Source organism: Streptomyces sp. NPDC054783 (assembly GCF_053611725.1).
Genome location: NZ_JBSHAY010000002.1, coordinates 323,444 through 337,269 on the forward strand (window position 1 = coordinate 323,444; position 13,826 = coordinate 337,269).

Annotated in this window: 14 protein-coding genes; 11 read left to right on the top strand and 3 right to left on the bottom strand. The window is 70.8% G+C overall.

Annotation, left to right across the window (positions count from 1 at the left end):
- Positions 1 to 48: 48 nt before the first annotated feature.
- Positions 49 to 2,301: a glycogen debranching protein GlgX gene (glgX, locus tag ACWGJ5_RS05735; protein WP_453308515.1), complete on the bottom strand. Its 2,253-nt coding sequence runs from the start codon at positions 2,299 to 2,301 to the stop codon at positions 49 to 51.
- Between the two features lie 340 nt (positions 2,302 to 2,641).
- Here glgX and ACWGJ5_RS05740 point away from each other — a divergent pair, with 340 nt between their 5' ends.
- The 10 genes from ACWGJ5_RS05740 to ACWGJ5_RS05785 all read left to right on the top strand — a co-directional run bounded on the left by ACWGJ5_RS05740 (position 2,642) and on the right by ACWGJ5_RS05785 (position 11,603).
- Positions 2,642 to 3,811, top strand: a complete 1,170-nt coding sequence (locus ACWGJ5_RS05740) for a L,D-transpeptidase (protein WP_453308724.1) — start codon at positions 2,642 to 2,644, stop codon at positions 3,809 to 3,811.
- 155 nt (positions 3,812 to 3,966) lie between these two features.
- Complete coding sequence (locus ACWGJ5_RS05745; protein WP_453308516.1) at positions 3,967 to 5,193, top strand: L,D-transpeptidase; 1,227 nt, start codon at positions 3,967 to 3,969, stop codon at positions 5,191 to 5,193.
- 124 nt (positions 5,194 to 5,317) lie between these two features.
- Complete coding sequence (locus ACWGJ5_RS05750) at positions 5,318 to 6,085, top strand: enoyl-CoA hydratase/isomerase family protein (protein ID WP_453308517.1); 768 nt, start codon at positions 5,318 to 5,320, stop codon at positions 6,083 to 6,085.
- A gap of 299 nt (positions 6,086 to 6,384) precedes the next feature.
- Positions 6,385 to 6,888, top strand: coding sequence for an ATP-binding protein (locus tag ACWGJ5_RS05755; RefSeq protein WP_228625445.1), 504 nt, complete (start codon positions 6,385 to 6,387; stop codon positions 6,886 to 6,888).
- 85 nt (positions 6,889 to 6,973) lie between these two features.
- Positions 6,974 to 7,789, top strand: coding sequence for a polysaccharide deacetylase family protein (locus ACWGJ5_RS05760; protein WP_453308518.1), 816 nt, complete (start codon positions 6,974 to 6,976; stop codon positions 7,787 to 7,789).
- Positions 7,789 to 8,976 (top strand): YVTN family beta-propeller repeat protein, encoded by a 1,188-nt coding sequence (locus ACWGJ5_RS05765; protein WP_453308519.1) that lies wholly within the window; start codon positions 7,789 to 7,791, stop codon positions 8,974 to 8,976. Before ACWGJ5_RS05760 ends, ACWGJ5_RS05765 begins: the two co-directional genes overlap by 1 nt.
- Before the next feature lie 47 nt (positions 8,977 to 9,023).
- Entirely contained in the window at positions 9,024 to 9,935 is a 912-nt protein-coding gene (locus ACWGJ5_RS05770) for a helix-turn-helix domain-containing protein (protein WP_453308520.1), read from the top strand.
- Between the two features lie 59 nt (positions 9,936 to 9,994).
- On the top strand, positions 9,995 to 10,207 hold the full coding sequence (locus ACWGJ5_RS05775; protein ID WP_453308725.1) for an EF-hand domain-containing protein: 213 nt from the start codon (positions 9,995 to 9,997) through the stop codon (positions 10,205 to 10,207).
- Positions 10,208 to 10,480: 273 nt separating this feature from the next.
- The gene (locus tag ACWGJ5_RS05780; protein ID WP_453308521.1) at positions 10,481 to 10,837 is read left to right on the top strand and encodes a hypothetical protein; all 357 of its coding nucleotides are present in this window, start codon (positions 10,481 to 10,483) and stop codon (positions 10,835 to 10,837) included.
- A gap of 106 nt (positions 10,838 to 10,943) precedes the next feature.
- The gene (locus ACWGJ5_RS05785) at positions 10,944 to 11,603 is read left to right on the top strand and encodes an NADPH-dependent F420 reductase (protein ID WP_453308522.1); all 660 of its coding nucleotides are present in this window, start codon (positions 10,944 to 10,946) and stop codon (positions 11,601 to 11,603) included.
- A 6-nt stretch (positions 11,604 to 11,609) separates the two neighbouring features.
- On the opposite strand, the gene ACWGJ5_RS05790 is transcribed toward ACWGJ5_RS05785, so the two are convergent.
- Both ACWGJ5_RS05790 and ACWGJ5_RS05795 read right to left on the bottom strand, forming a co-directional pair.
- Positions 11,610 to 12,164, bottom strand: a complete 555-nt coding sequence (locus tag ACWGJ5_RS05790; RefSeq protein ID WP_453308523.1) for a glycoside hydrolase family 25 protein — start codon at positions 12,162 to 12,164, stop codon at positions 11,610 to 11,612.
- A gap of 94 nt (positions 12,165 to 12,258) precedes the next feature.
- Positions 12,259 to 13,296 (bottom strand): phosphatidylinositol-specific phospholipase C domain-containing protein, encoded by a 1,038-nt coding sequence (locus ACWGJ5_RS05795; protein WP_453308524.1) that lies wholly within the window; start codon positions 13,294 to 13,296, stop codon positions 12,259 to 12,261.
- A gap of 117 nt (positions 13,297 to 13,413) precedes the next feature.
- On the opposite strand from ACWGJ5_RS05795, the gene ACWGJ5_RS05800 reads away from it, so the two are divergent.
- Positions 13,414 to 13,758 (top strand): VOC family protein, encoded by a 345-nt coding sequence (locus tag ACWGJ5_RS05800; protein ID WP_453308525.1) that lies wholly within the window; start codon positions 13,414 to 13,416, stop codon positions 13,756 to 13,758.
- Positions 13,759 to 13,826 lie beyond the last annotated feature (68 nt).

Sequence of the window (13,826 nt, forward strand, 5' to 3'; positions counted from 1 at the left end):
CCCGGGAACGCTGCACCGGCCGGGCGTGATCCGCGTCACGCACGGCCGTCACTCAGGGGTGACCCGCAGGAGGAGTACGGAGCGTCCCGGCACCGTGATCTCCGCGCCCGCCGGGTGGACCGTGCCCGGCGGCTCGGCCTGGTCCTCCCGGGAGGTGTCCACGACCACCTCGTACCGGTCCGCCCACGGCTGACCCGGCAGCACGAAGACCGCCGGGCCTTCGCCCGCGTGCAGGACCGCGAGGAAGCTGTCGTCCGCGACCGGTGCGCCCCGCTCGTCGCGGCCCGGGATGTCCCGGCCGGAGAGGTACATGCCGAGCGTGGCCGCGGGGGCGTACCAGTCGCCCTCGGTCATCTCCGTGCCCCGCGCGGTGAACCAGGCCAGGTCCCGCAGCCCGTCCGCCGAGTGGGCGCGGCCGGAGAAGAAGGCGCGGCGGCGCAGCACCGGATGCCGGTGGCGCAGTGCGATCAGCCGGGAGGTCAGCTCGAACAGGGGCCGCCAGGAGGGGTCGTCCAGCAGGGACCAGTCCAGCCAGCTGATCTCGTTGTCCTGGCAGTAGGCGTTGTTGTTGCCGCGCTGGGTGCGGCCGAGTTCGTCGCCGGCCACCAGCATGGGCACGCCGGTGGACAGCAGGAGAGTCGTGAGCAGGTTGCGCATCTGACGGCGGCGCAGGGCGCGTACCCGCTCGTCCCGCGTCCCGCCCTCCACCCCGCAGTTCCAGGAGCGGTTGTCGTCGCTGCCGTCGCGGTTGTCCTCGCCGTTGGCCTCGTTGTGCTTGTGCTCGTACGACACCAGGTCGCGCAGGGTGAACCCGTCGTGCGCGGTGACGAAGTTGACCGAGGCGTACGGGCGCCGGCCGCCCCAGGCGTACAGGTCGCTGGATCCGGACAGGCGGTAGCCCATCTCGCGTACGTCCGGCAGGGCGTGCCGCCAGAAGTCGCGGACGGCGCCCCGGTAGCGGTCGTTCCACTCGGTCCACAGCGGGGGGAAGGCGCCCACCTGGTAGCCGCCGGAGCCGATGTCCCACGGTTCGGCGATGAGCTTCACCCGGTGCAGTACGGGGTCCTGGGCGATGACCGCCAGGAACGGGGACAGCATGTCGACGTCGTGCATCGAGCGGGCCAGCGCCGCCGCGAGGTCGAAGCGGAAGCCGTCCACGCCCATCTCCGTCACCCAGTAGCGCAGCGAGTCGGTGATCAGGCGCAGCACCTGGGGCTGGACGACGTGCAGGGTGTTGCCGCAGCCGGTGTAGTCGGCGTACCGGCGGGCGTCGTCCTGGAGGCGGTAGTAGCCGCGGTTGTCGATGCCCTTCAGGGACAGGGTGGGGCCCAGCTCGCCCGCCTCCGCGGTGTGGTTGTAGACCACGTCGAGGATGACCTCGATACCCGCCGCGTGCAGCGCGCGCACCATCCGCTTGAACTCGCCGACCTGCTGTCCCGTCGTACCGGACGCGGCGTAGGCGGCGTGCGGGGCGAAGTAGCCGATGGAGTTGTAGCCCCAGTAGTTGCCAAGGCCCCGGCGCAGCAGGTGGTCCTCGTGCGCGAACTGGTGGACGGGGAGCAGCTCGACGGCCGTGACGCCCAGCGTCACCAGGTGCTCGATCGCCGCCGGGTGCGCGAGGCCCGCGTAGGTGCCGCGCAGCTCCTGGGGGACGCCGGGGTGCAGCTTGGTGAAGCCGCGTACGTGCAACTCGTAGATGACGGAGTCGGCCCACGGGGTCTTCGGCCGGCGGTCGTCCTCCCAGTCGTCGTCATCGTCGACGACGACGCCCTTCGGGACGTACGGCGCCGAGTCCCGGTCGTCGCGCACGGTGTCGGCGACACGCTGCTCGGGCCAGTCCCGGACATGCCCGTACACCTCCGGCGGCAAGCCGAACTCCCCGTCCACCGCCCGCGCGTACGGGTCCAGCAGCAGCTTGGCCGGGTTCCAGCGGGCGCCGGTCCACGGGTCCCAGCGGCCGTCCACCCGGTAGCCGTAGCGCTGCCCCGGCATCACGCCCGGCACGAAACCGTGCCAGATCTCGTGCGTCAGCTCGGTCAGCCGGACCTGGGTCTCCCGGCCCCCCTCGTCGAACAGGCACACCCGGACCGCCTCCGCCCCGCCCGCCCACAGCGCGAAGTTGGTGCCCGCGACCCCGTCGGGGCCGACCCGGAACCGGGCCCCCAGCGGTGTCGGGGCGCCCGGCCACACCACGGGGGCCGGCACCGTGGCGTGCCGGGCGCCGTTCACCACGGCCGGCTGCTGCCCGGTCCCGGCGGCCGGCTCCCCGGCCGGTGCCCGCTGCTCGGCTGCGCTCGTCACCTGTCGGCCCCTCTTTCAGTGGCTCGCCCCGGGGCGGCGCAACCGGCCGTGCCGAAGGGCCGAGGCTGCCCCGCAGCACCCTCGGCCGCCCGGTACGGCTGCGCCCCCACGGTCGGGGCGCCCTCCGGATCGCGCGTTCCGTCCCTTTCCGTCGGTCCGATCCAAGAAGGCGCCCTGCTCGGTACGGGCGCGGCGGCTCCCCAGCGTGTCGTCCTTCCCTCTGTTCTGCCCAGTGCGTGCGTCGCACTCACGTTTCCCCGGAGCGGGCCCGGTCGTTGAGCCGCGCGTGAGGCACGTACAAGGACGCGCGCGGCGCTCGGGGGTCGCACTGGCCGCCGTAATGACCTGGGTGGCACTGCTGGGAGGGTGCTCCTCCGGGGGCTTCGGACCGCTCGGGCTGGACGGGGTGCCCGGCAGACCCCCGGCACCCGAGGACGTCATCCACGTCACCCCCGACGCCGACAGCAAGGCCGTACGCCCCGACCGGCGGCTGCGGGTCCGGGTGCCCGACGGGCGCCTGCAGCGGGTCACCGTCGTCGAGTCGCAGGACGCGCAGGACTCCCCGGTGCCCGGGCACATCAGCGCCGACGGCCGGACCTGGCGGCCGGACGAGGACCGGCTGGCGCTCGCCGCCACGTACACCGTCGACGCCGTGGCGCTCGACGCGGACGGCCGCCGCTCGGCCCGGCACACCACCTTCACCACGTTCGTCCCCGACGAGCGGTTCATCGGCTACGTCACCCCCGAGAACCGCGCCGTCGTCGGCACCGGCATGATCGTCTCCCTGAGCTTCGGCCGGGGGATCACCGACCGGGCCGCCGTAGAACGCGCCGTGCGGGTCAGCGCCCGGCCCCCCGTCGAGATCCGCCCGCACTGGTTCGGCCGCAGCCGTCTCGACTTCCGTCCCGAGCAGTACTGGAAGCCCGGCACCGAGGTCACCGTCGACCTGAACCTGAGGGACGTCCAAGGAGCGCCCGGCGTCTACGGGTTGCAGGACAAGACCTTCTCCTTCACCGTCGGCCGCAGTCAGGTCTCGCTGGTCGACGCCGTCCGGCACACCATGCAGGTACGCCGGGACGGCCGGCTGCTCGCCACCGTGCCGATCACCGCGGGCGCCCCGCGGAACCCCACGTACAACGGCAAGATGGTGGTGATGGACATGCTGGACGTCACCCGGATGAACAGCCGCACGGTCGGCTTCGGCGGCGAGTACGACATCCCCGACGTCCCGCACGCCATGAAGCTCACCGACTCCGGCACCTTCGTGCACGGCAACTACTGGTCGCCGAACGCCCCGGGACGGGTCAACGTCAGCCATGGCTGTGTGGGCCTCAGGGACGTCAAGGGCGGCAGCTCGGCCACCCCGGCCGGCTGGTTCTTCGACCGCAGTCTCGTCGGTGACGTCATCGAGGTCGTGGGCAGCCGGGAGAAGACCGTCGCCCCGGACAACGGCCTCGGCGGGTGGAACATGACCTGGCAGGAGTGGAAAGCGGGCAGCGCGGTGAAGTAACCGGGGAGGGGCCAGGGTTCGGGCGGGGGACCGGGCGGAAGTTGCGACGGAACGGTGACATTCGCCTGACACCCCACTCAAAACCAGGCGGTTAATATGCGCGCACCAATGTGGTGGGGAGCGGGCCTGACCAGGCCCGGCGAGGGGAGAACAACTTGAACGTGCGGCCTATAGCGGGGGCGTCGGTGGTGGGGCGGCGAGGCCGTAAGGGGCTGGCGCTCATATCCGGCGCCCTGGTGCTCACCCTCGCGGCGTGCGGCGGGGGCGGGGGCAAGGGTGCCGGCGACGGCAAGGGCAAGGAGACCCAGCAGGGCAAGCAGCAGTCCACCGCCGCCGTCACCATAGCGCCGAAGTCCGGTGCCACCGGCGTCGACACCAGCGGCGCGCTGAAGGTGAGCGTCGCCAAGGGCAAACTGACCGAGGTGACCGTCAAGGACGCCAGGGGCGCCGCGGTCGCCGGCACCATAACCGGCGGCGGCGCCTCCTGGGCGCCGTCGACCCACCTGGCCGCCTCCACCAAGTACACGGTGCACGCGGTCGCCAAGGACTCCGAGGGCCGCGAGGCCGCCGAGGACTCCACGTTCACCACCCTGACCCCGAAGAACACCTTCCTCGGCTACTTCACCCCCGAGGACGGCTCCACCGTCGGTGTCGGGATGCCGTTCTCCGTCAACTTCACCCGGGGAATCACGCACCCGCAGGCCGTCGAGAAGGCCATCAAGATCAGGACCGAGCCGGCCGTCGACGTCGAGGGCCACTGGTTCGGCAACGACCGCCTGGACTTCCGTCCCGAGCAGTACTGGAAGGAAGGCACCAAGGTCACCGTCGACCTCGACCTCGACGGGGTCGCGGGCCGCGACGGCGTCTACGGCAAGCAGCACAAGACCATCAAGTTCACCATCGGCCGCAACCAGGTCTCCGTCGTGGACGCCAAGAAGCACACGATGAAGATCACGCAGGACGGCAAGGTCATCAGGACCCTCCCGGTCACCACCGGCAAGCCCGGTTACGAGACCTGGAACGGCCAGATGGTCATCAGCGAGAAGCTCGCCGTCACCCGGATGAACGGCGAGACGGTCGGCTACGGCGGCGAGTACGACATCAAGGACGTCCCGCACGCCATGCGCCTGACCACCTCCGGCACCTTCCTGCACGGCAACTACTGGGGCGGCGACGCCTTCGGCAACTACAACGCCAGCCACGGCTGCGTCGGCCTGCGCGACGTGCGCGGCGGCTACGACAGCTCCACCCCGGCGGCCTGGATGTTCAACCACTCGATCATCGGCGACGTGGTGATCGTGAAGAACTCCCACGACCGGACGGTGGACCCGGCGAACGGGTTCAACGGCTGGAACATGTCGTGGGCGGACTGGACGAAGTAGACCTTCACCGACGTACGGACCCGGTGCCGTGAGGTACGGCACCGGGTCCGTAGCCGTTGGTGCCCGGCCGAATGTGATCGACCGCACCGGACCGGATGCCGTTAGTGGCCGTTAACCTGCCTCCATGACCGTGAATCTCGAAGTCGCCGAAGGTGTCGGAACCCTGCGCCTGGACCGCCCGCCGATGAACGCGCTGGACGTCGCCACCCAGGACCGGCTGAAGGAGCTCGCCGAGGAGGCCACGCGCCGCGACGACGTGCGCGCCGTGGTCATCTACGGCGGTGAGCGGGTGTTCGCGGCGGGCGCGGACATCAAGGAGATGCAGAACATGGACCACACCGCGATGGTCCTGCGCTCCCGCGCCCTGCAGGACTCCTTCACGGCCGTCGCCCGCATCCCCAAGCCCGTCGTCGCCGCCATCACCGGCTACGCCCTCGGCGGCGGCTGCGAACTGGCCCTGTGCGCCGACTACCGCATCGCCGCCGAGAACGCCAAGCTCGGCCAGCCCGAGATCCTGCTCGGCCTGATCCCGGGCGCCGGCGGCACCCAGCGGCTGTCCCGGCTGGTCGGCCCCTCCAAGGCCAAGGACCTCATCTTCACGGGCCGTCAGGTCAGGGCCGAGGAGGCCCTCGCGATCGGCCTGGTGGACCGGGTCGTGCCGGCCGCCGAGGTGTACGAGCAGGCGCACGCCTGGGCCGCGAGGCTCGCCCAGGGCCCGGCGATCGCCCTGCGCGCGGCGAAGGAGTCCGTCGACACCGGCCTGGAGACCGACATCGACACCGGTCTCGCAGTCGAACGGAACTGGTTCGCGGGCCTGTTCGCCACCGAGGACCGCGAGACCGGCATGCGCAGCTTCGTGGAGGAGGGCCCGGGCAAGGCCAAGTTCCGCTGAGCGTCAGCGGTGTGAACTTCCCCGTAACTCCCGTGGCACGTCTTGCAATTGACGTCTCGTCTCCTCAGGGTCCCTCGATGGGGCGGTTTATGGGAGCCTTAAGGCAGCCTTAAGCCCGCTCGGTCGAGGGAGCCTGACGATTGCCCGAAAGCGAGCCGTCTTCGCAGCTCAACCGGGCCCTACCGGCCAGTGACATGCCTTCGGCATATGCCGGTCGCTGGGCGGAGAGCGGGGGCGTGCAGGGGGCGTATTCCTTCGGAACGGCCCCCAAGACGACTCCGGGCCGCCATCATGGGGGCATGGCGGGGCTGGAGGGCATCGAACAGCCGCGGGGACACAGCCGTGCGGCCGCGGCGCGCTGGTCGCCCGCGGTAGAGGACGAACAGGCGCTCAAGGCGCTCGAACTGTACGGTGACCCGGCGGTGACAGAGGTGCCGCTGCCGTCCCGCCCGGAGTCCGCGGCCGCCGCACGGCGGCTCGCCCAGGTCGTCGTCCTGCGCACCTGGCACCTCACCCCCAAGCTCACCGAGGACGCCGTCTTACTCGTCTCCGAACTCGTCGGCAACGCCGTACGGCACACCGGCGCCCGGGTCTTCGGCCTGCGGATGCGCCGCCGCCCCGGCTGGATCCGGGTGGAGGTCCGCGATCCCTCGCGCGGCCTGCCCTGTCTGATGCCGGTTCAGGAGATGGACGTCAGCGGCCGCGGGCTGTTCCTCGTGGACAAGCTCTCCGACCGCTGGGGCGTGGACCTCCTGCCGCGCGGCAAGACGACCTGGTTCGAAATGCGGGTGGCCGACCGGTAGCGAGGGGATGACATCCTCCTTACGGCGACCCGAAATCGTCCCACATTCGGGCCAATCGGAGGTTTTCTTACCTATCGCCCCTTAAATGGTGCGGGTGACCACCACCAACCGACGCGGGGTGCTGCGCGCGGGCGCCGGAATCGTCGCCGGCGGCGCGCTCGCCGCCGGTTGCGACGCAGGCCGGGACGCCCCGCCCAACACCCAGGACTCCGCGCCCCCTTCCGCCTCCCCGGCCGGCACCTCCTCGGGCCACCACACGGCCGGCGCCAAGGCCGCCCCCGCTCCCCGGGCCTACCCCGGACAGCCCGCCCAGATCACCCACGGCCCGCGCAGCCGCGCCCAGGTCGCTCTCACCTTCCACGGCCAGGGCGACCCCGCCATCGCCCACTCCCTGCTCGGTACGGCCGAGCAGCACGGCGCCCGGCTCACCGTGCTCGCCGTCGGCACCTGGCTGGACGAACACCCGGACATCGCCCGCCGGATCGTCGACGGCGGCCACGACCTCGGCAACCACACCCAGCACCACATCGCCGTCAACGCACTCGCCGAGGCGGACGCCCGCAAGGAGATCACCGACTGCGCGGACCGGCTGAAGCGGCTCACCGGTTCCATCGGCACCTGGTTCCGTCCCTCCCGCTCGCCGACCGCCTCCCCGCTGGTGGCCCGGCTCGCCCGTACCGCCGGCTACCCGCACGTGCTGTCGTACGACGTCGACTCGCTCGACTACACCCGCCCCGGCGCCGCCGCCGTCACCCGCAAGGTTCTCGCCGACGTGCGCGGCGGGTCGGTGGTGAGCCTGCACTTCGGGTACCCGGACACGGTCGCCGCCCTGCCCGACCTCCTCCACGAACTCGACCGCCGCGGACTGCGCGCGGTCACCACCACGGAGTTGCTGAGCTGATGCGAACCAACAAAGCCGCCCGCCTGCTGGCCGTCGGTGCCGCCCTCACCGCCCTGACGCTGCTGCCCGCGTGCACTTCGGGCTCTCAGCACCACGCGAACGAGACCTTGGCCAGCAGGGCCCCGGCCCAGCCGGGGAACGGCAAGCGGCAGGTGAACGTGCTGCCCGGGATGCCGCCCGTCCAGAACCCGAAGGACCTCTACTCCGCCGACCGCCCGAACCGGCTCTCGCCGGTCGTCAGGGACTTCCCGTCCCGGGTGTACGTCCCCAACACCAACTCGGACACGGTCACCGTCATCGACCCGGCAACCTACAAGGTCATCGACACGATCCCGGTCGGCCGCCAGCCCCAGCACGTCGTGCCGTCCTGGGACCTGAAGACCCTCTGGGTCAACAACGACCTCGGCGACAGCCTCACCCCCATCGACCCGAAGACCGGCAAGGCCGGCAAGCCGGTCGCCGTGCACGACCCGTACAACCTGTACTTCACGCCCGACGGCAAGTACGCCGTCGTCATGGCCTCCAGGGACCGCCAGCTGGTCTTCCGTGACGCGCACAGCATGAAGGTCGTCAAGGCCGTGCCGGTCAGCTGCTACGGCGTCAACCACGCCGACTTCTCCCCGGACGGGCGCTACTTCATCGTCTCCTGCGAGTTCAGCGGCGAGATCCTCAAGGTCGACACCGCGAAGATGAAGGTCCTCCGCCAGGAGCGGCTGCCGTACGAGGGCGCGATGCCGCAGGACGTCAAGATCTCCCCGGACGGCAAGCTGTTCTACGTCGCCGACATGGCCGCGAACGGCCTGTGGATCCTCGACGGCGACAAGTTCACCAGGCCCCGCTTCCTCTACACCGGCAAGGGCGCCCACGGCCTCTACATCAGCCGTGACTCCCGCGTGATGTACATCTCCAACCGGGGCGAGGGCACCATCTCCCTGTTCGACTTCGGCAAGAACCGGCTCACCGCGAAGTGGCACCTGCCCGGCGGCGGCAGCCCCGACATGGGCGGCGTCTCCGCCGACGGCACGGTGCTGTGGCTGTCCGGCCGCTACAACGCCGTGGTGTACGCCATCGACACACGGACCGGAAACGAACTGGCCCGCATCAAGGTGGGCAGCGGCCCGCACGGCCTCGCCGTCTACCCGCAGCCGGGCCGCTACTCGCTCGGACACACCGGCATCTTCCGCTGAACCCGCCGGTTGAGTCTCCACCCGCTGGAAGGCCCAGACTCGCCGACATGACCGAAGACGGCACCGGACTCCTCACCATCGGCGAGCTGGCCCGGGCCACCGGGCTGAGCGTGCGCACCATCCGCTACTGGTCGGACGAGGGCGTCCTCACCCCGGTGACCCGGTCCTCCGGCGGCTACCGGCTCTACGACGGCGCCGCCGTGGCCCGCCTGGAGCTGATCCGCACCCTGCGCGAGCTGGGGCTCGGCCTGGACGACGTACGCCGGGTGCTGGCCGGGGAGCGGACGCTCGCCGAGGTCGCGGCCACGCACGTCGCGGCCCTGGACGCGCAGATCCGGTCGCTGAGGGTGACCCGCGCGGTGCTGTCGACGGTCGCCCGACGAGGCTCGACCGCCGAGGAGATGACCCTGATGAACAAACTTGCCCGACTGTCGGCCGCGGAGCGACAGCGGATCGTGGACGACTTCGTGGAGGAGATCTTCCACGGGCTGGACACGGCCGACCCCTGGATCCGGGAGCGGACCCGGACCCTCGGCGTGGCCCTGCCGGACGACCCCACACCGGAGCAGGTCGACGCCTGGGTGGAGCTGGCGGAACTGCTGCAGAACCCGGACTTCCGGGCCGCGATGCGCCGCATGATCGAGTACAACGCCGCCGACCGCACCCCGGGCACTCCGGCCGGCGCCTCGGCGATGTTCTTCAAGCGGCTCGTCGAGCTGGTCGGCGCCGCCCGGGAACGCGGGGTGACCCCGCATTCGGCAGAGGCGGACACCGTCCTGACCGAACTGCTCGGCGCGGACACCGACCGCGCGGCCGTGCTGCGCCGTATCGACCTGGGCAACGAGGTCGTCCGCTACCGGGAGTTGGCCGCCGTGATCAAGGGCGAGCAGGAGCCCCCGAGGTTCCAGGAGGAGTTCGGCTGGGTGGTCGCGGCACTGAAGGCCTGGCCGGGCCGTTAATCTGACCAGCGTCAGTACGCCAGCACGGCATGAGAAACACGAATAAAAGGGGCGGATCGGTGGCGGACATCGAGGAAGCACGCAAGCAGTTCCAGCGGATCGACGCGGACGGCGACGGATTCATCACCGCCGCGGAGTTCAAGGCCGCCCTGGCTCAGGGGGGCGACTGGAACGTCACGGACACTGTCGCCGAGGCCATCATCAAGCAGCGGGACCTCAACGGCGACAAGGTCCTGTCGTTCGACGAGTTCTGGGCCTACCTGAACAAGTGACGTGCTGAGAGGGGCCCTCACCGGGGTGAGGGCCCCTTGGTCATGCCCGCCGCGTCCGCACGCTCCACCGGCCCTCCGGGGTGCGGCCGCGCTCGCCCTGCGGGAGGGCCGAGCCGGCGGGCGTCCCGGAGTGCGGCGAGCCGGAGCCCGAGCGCGGACGGCCTCGGCCCGCTCCGCCTGCTCTGCAGACGGCCGCCGCCTCGGCACCGGCGCCACTGAGTTCGTCACCCCGGTGAGCACCACGTCCCCTCCGGAGAGCGGCGAGGTCGGCGGATGGCGCGCGTCGACGTGTCCGGCGTGTGCCCGCAGTTCCCGCAGACCGACCCGGCCCGAGCGCCCCCGAGTACCTCCACCGTGCCCCGGGTGGGGGGCACCGTCAGCGACACCTCCCGCAGGACGGGCCGCCCGCCCCGGGCGAGATCGACGCCCGCGGTGCGCAGCACCTCGGTCACCGGGCCGCCGCCCGCCTCGCCGCACGGCGCCGCACACCCGAGGACGTCACCGTACTGCGGGCCGCGCCGGAGGGCCGCCGTGCGGCTGCGCGAAGGCCTGGTGACCCTGCACCGGCGCGCCGCCACACCGCCTGACGGAGTACAGCCGCCACACCGGCAGATCGTCGTACCGCTGTGAGTGCGTTCACCCGATTGCCGCAGGGACGGAATAGCACCCGCCTCCAAGGGGTTGTCGCCCACGACGGACACATGCACATGCATACAAGGATCCCGGAGGGCCTGTCATGAAGATCGGCATCATCGGCGCGGGCAACATCGGCGGCAACCTCACCCGGCGGCTCACGGCTCTCGGCCACGAGGTGTCCGTGGCCAACTCCCGCGGCCCCGAGACGCTCAACGAGCTGGCCGAGGAGACCGGAGCGACCCCGGTCCGCGCAGCGGAGGCGGCCAAGGGCGCCGAGGTGGTGGTCGTCACCGTCCCGCTGAAGGCGGTCCCCGGCCTTCCCTCCGGCCTGCTGGACGGCGCCGCCGAGGGCGTGGCGGTGATCGACACCGGCAACTACTACCCGCAGCGCGACGGCCGGATCGCGGCCGTCGAGGACGAGGGCCTGACCGAGAGCCGCTGGACCGAGCGACACCTCGGCCACCCGGTGATCAAGGCCTTCAACGGAACCTACGCCCAGGACATCCTGGACCGCCCCCGCCCCGCGGACGACCCCGAGCGCCTCGCCCTACCCGTCGCCGGCGACGACGAGGCGGCCAAGACGAAGGTCCGTGCCCTGATCGACGAACTCGGCTTCGACACGGTCGACGCGGGCGGCATCGACGACTCCTGGCGCCAGCAGCCCGGCACCCCGGTCTACGGCCTGCGCGCAGGCGTGGAAGGAGTGAAGAAGGCCCTCACGGTGGCCTCCCCGGAGCGCCCGGCCGACTTCCGGGGCTGACCGGCACTACGGCGTGGCCCACTCCTTCAGTGCGGCCTTGCTGGAGAAGTTGGCCACGTCCTTGTCGTGCGGCGTGCTGGAGTACTGGTGGAAGCGCCAGTGCGCCTTGATGCGGGGGTGGCCGGCGGTGACGTAGTCGGCGATCCACAGGCCGTCGCCGGCGTAGGACGTGGAGTCGATGGTCAGCCAGAAGTCGCGGTTGCAGTAGAGGATGACCCGGTGGGTGGGCCGCAGGGCCTTCACCTTCTTGAGGAAGGTGTCCTTCTCGGAGTTGCTCGCGTGGGTGCCGTCGCCGGTGGTCTCCCAGTCGACGGCGAGGATGTCGCCCGCCTTCGACGGGGCGGCGGTCACGAAGTGCTCCGCCTGGGCGGTGAGGTTGCCCGGCCACAGGAAGTGGTAGAAGCCCACGACCAGGCCGGCGTCGCGCGCGGTCTTCGCCTGGGCGGTGGCGTGGGGGTTGACGTAGGAGCGGCCCTCCGTCGCCTTGATGAAGGCGAAGGAGAGGCCGCTCGTGTCGTACGAGGACGACTGGTACGCGCTGACGTCGATGCCGCGGAGCATGTGGGGACTCCTCGATGTGCCGGTGGGGGAAAGGAGTTGCTGGTTGAGTGATGCCCCACGATGGCACGCCCGATCCGCCGCGGGCGGGGGAACGTCAGCTCCGGGTGACCACCGAACTGAGTACCGAGGCCGGCTTGGCCGACCAGTCGGAGGTGATGAGGCTCGCGTGGTCCTTGGCCAGCAGGGCCAGCCGGGCGGCGACTTCGGCGTCCGTCGGGTTGGTCGAGGAGATGGCCGGAGAGACGTTGTAGGCGTCGGTCATGATCGAGATGTAGTGGTTCGTGGAGTAGAACGACGTGTCGTAGCCGTTGTTGACGTACGTCGCCGCGTCACCGTCGAAGAACACGAACCAGGGGCGGATCGAGGTGTCGGAGGTCCAGCGGGTCGCCCGTGGGTCGCCGTTCGCCGCGCCCAGCACCGCCGGGAAGGCCTCGGCCCGTGAGATGTTCCCGGCCGCGTACAGGTCGCGCAGGTGGTCGCCGTACTCCTGGTCCGTCCAGTAGTGGTCGAAGGGGTTGTTCATCTCCACGGTGCCGGGGATCACCTCGAAGACGAACTTGCCCTTGAGGGAGTCGCGCGACGGCCAGGCGTTGGCCTTGGCGGCCGCGTCCAGCGTGCTGTACGTGCCGTTCAGCAGGTCGGCCGGCTTGTAGACGCTGCCGCCGAGCTTCTGGTCGACGAGGGTGTCGAACTCGTCGGGGCCGAGCCCGATGTTGTTGTTGAAGCCGACCTTCATCTCGATCTTGAAGACGATCGGCGGGTGGTCGGGGTGGAGCTGGTTCCAGGCCGCGATGTTGTCCAGGCAGCTGCCGAAGTCCTGGTCGCGGTTCTTGCTGTACAGCTCGCTCGGGGTCTTCGCGGCCTCGCAGTTGTTGTCGTCGCCGAACGGGTTGCTGTGGCTCACCCGCCAGCGCCTGCTCAGGCTGTCCGCGTAGATGTCGATCTCGAGCAGCGAGGCGCCCGAGTCCAACGCCTGGGCGAAGTACGTGTACTTGGACTTGTCGTACGCGTTGTGCGTGCCGATCGCCGTCGTCTCGGAGAACTTCGGCGCCGCCGCGTGGGCGTTGCCCGGCCCCACCATCAGCAGAGCGGCGGCCCCCGCGAATGCCGCCAGTCGTCTCACCGCACCCATTGCTCAACTCCCCTTCACTGTCGCCGAGTTGGCGGCAGCGTAGAAGCGAGCGGTTACTGCACGGTAGCCCCTGGAGGAACATCGGCCACTTTCCGGCCGTCGCGCGGGCCGTCATCGATGGCGCTGGTCGCAGACGCACTGCGCGCCGTTTCCCTGGAGACCCACAACTGGGGAAAGGCGTCGAAGTTCTTCCAGGCGCTGGGCTACGACCTGGAGTTCGCCACCGACCACGACTCCGGCCTGCTCCGCAACGGCGAAGGTCCGTACGTGTTCATCGCCGACGTCCCCGAGGACCGGGAGCCGCAGACGCAGATCGTGCTGAAGGTGCCGGACGCGGACGCGTTCCGCGCCGACCCCGCCGCCGAGGTCGTCACGCCGTTCGAGGACACCCACTTCGGAACCCGGATGATGACGGTCCGCGACCCCGACGGGCGGCTGTGGAGCCTCCAGACCCCGCGGTGAAGCGACGGGCACGGGAGGCGCTGCCATGACCGGCAACGCTACGGGCGACAACGCTACGGGCGACAACG

What these genes read in the sequence shown, in the direction of transcription:
- ACWGJ5_RS05740 (WP_453308724.1), top strand. Translation starts at nt 2,642, where the DNA reads ATGACCTGGGTGGCACTGCTGGGAGGGTGCTCCTCCGGGGGCTTCGGA.
- ACWGJ5_RS05750 (WP_453308517.1), top strand. Translation starts at nt 5,318, where the DNA reads ATGACCGTGAATCTCGAAGTCGCCGAAGGTGTCGGAACCCTGCGCCTG.
- ACWGJ5_RS05755 (WP_228625445.1), top strand. Translation starts at nt 6,385, where the DNA reads ATGGCGGGGCTGGAGGGCATCGAACAGCCGCGGGGACACAGCCGTGCG.
- ACWGJ5_RS05760 (WP_453308518.1), top strand. Translation starts at nt 6,974, where the DNA reads ATGGTGCGGGTGACCACCACCAACCGACGCGGGGTGCTGCGCGCGGGC.
- ACWGJ5_RS05765 (WP_453308519.1), top strand. Translation starts at nt 7,789, where the DNA reads ATGCGAACCAACAAAGCCGCCCGCCTGCTGGCCGTCGGTGCCGCCCTC.
- ACWGJ5_RS05770 (WP_453308520.1), top strand. Translation starts at nt 9,024, where the DNA reads ATGACCGAAGACGGCACCGGACTCCTCACCATCGGCGAGCTGGCCCGG.
- ACWGJ5_RS05780 (WP_453308521.1), top strand. Translation starts at nt 10,481, where the DNA reads ATGGCGCGCGTCGACGTGTCCGGCGTGTGCCCGCAGTTCCCGCAGACC.
- ACWGJ5_RS05785 (WP_453308522.1), top strand. Translation starts at nt 10,944, where the DNA reads ATGAAGATCGGCATCATCGGCGCGGGCAACATCGGCGGCAACCTCACC.
- ACWGJ5_RS05790 (WP_453308523.1), bottom strand. Translation starts at nt 12,164, where the DNA reads ATGCTCCGCGGCATCGACGTCAGCGCGTACCAGTCGTCCTCGTACGAC.
- ACWGJ5_RS05795 (WP_453308524.1), bottom strand. Translation starts at nt 13,296, where the DNA reads ATGGGTGCGGTGAGACGACTGGCGGCATTCGCGGGGGCCGCCGCTCTG.
- ACWGJ5_RS05800 (WP_453308525.1), top strand. Translation starts at nt 13,414, where the DNA reads ATGGCGCTGGTCGCAGACGCACTGCGCGCCGTTTCCCTGGAGACCCAC.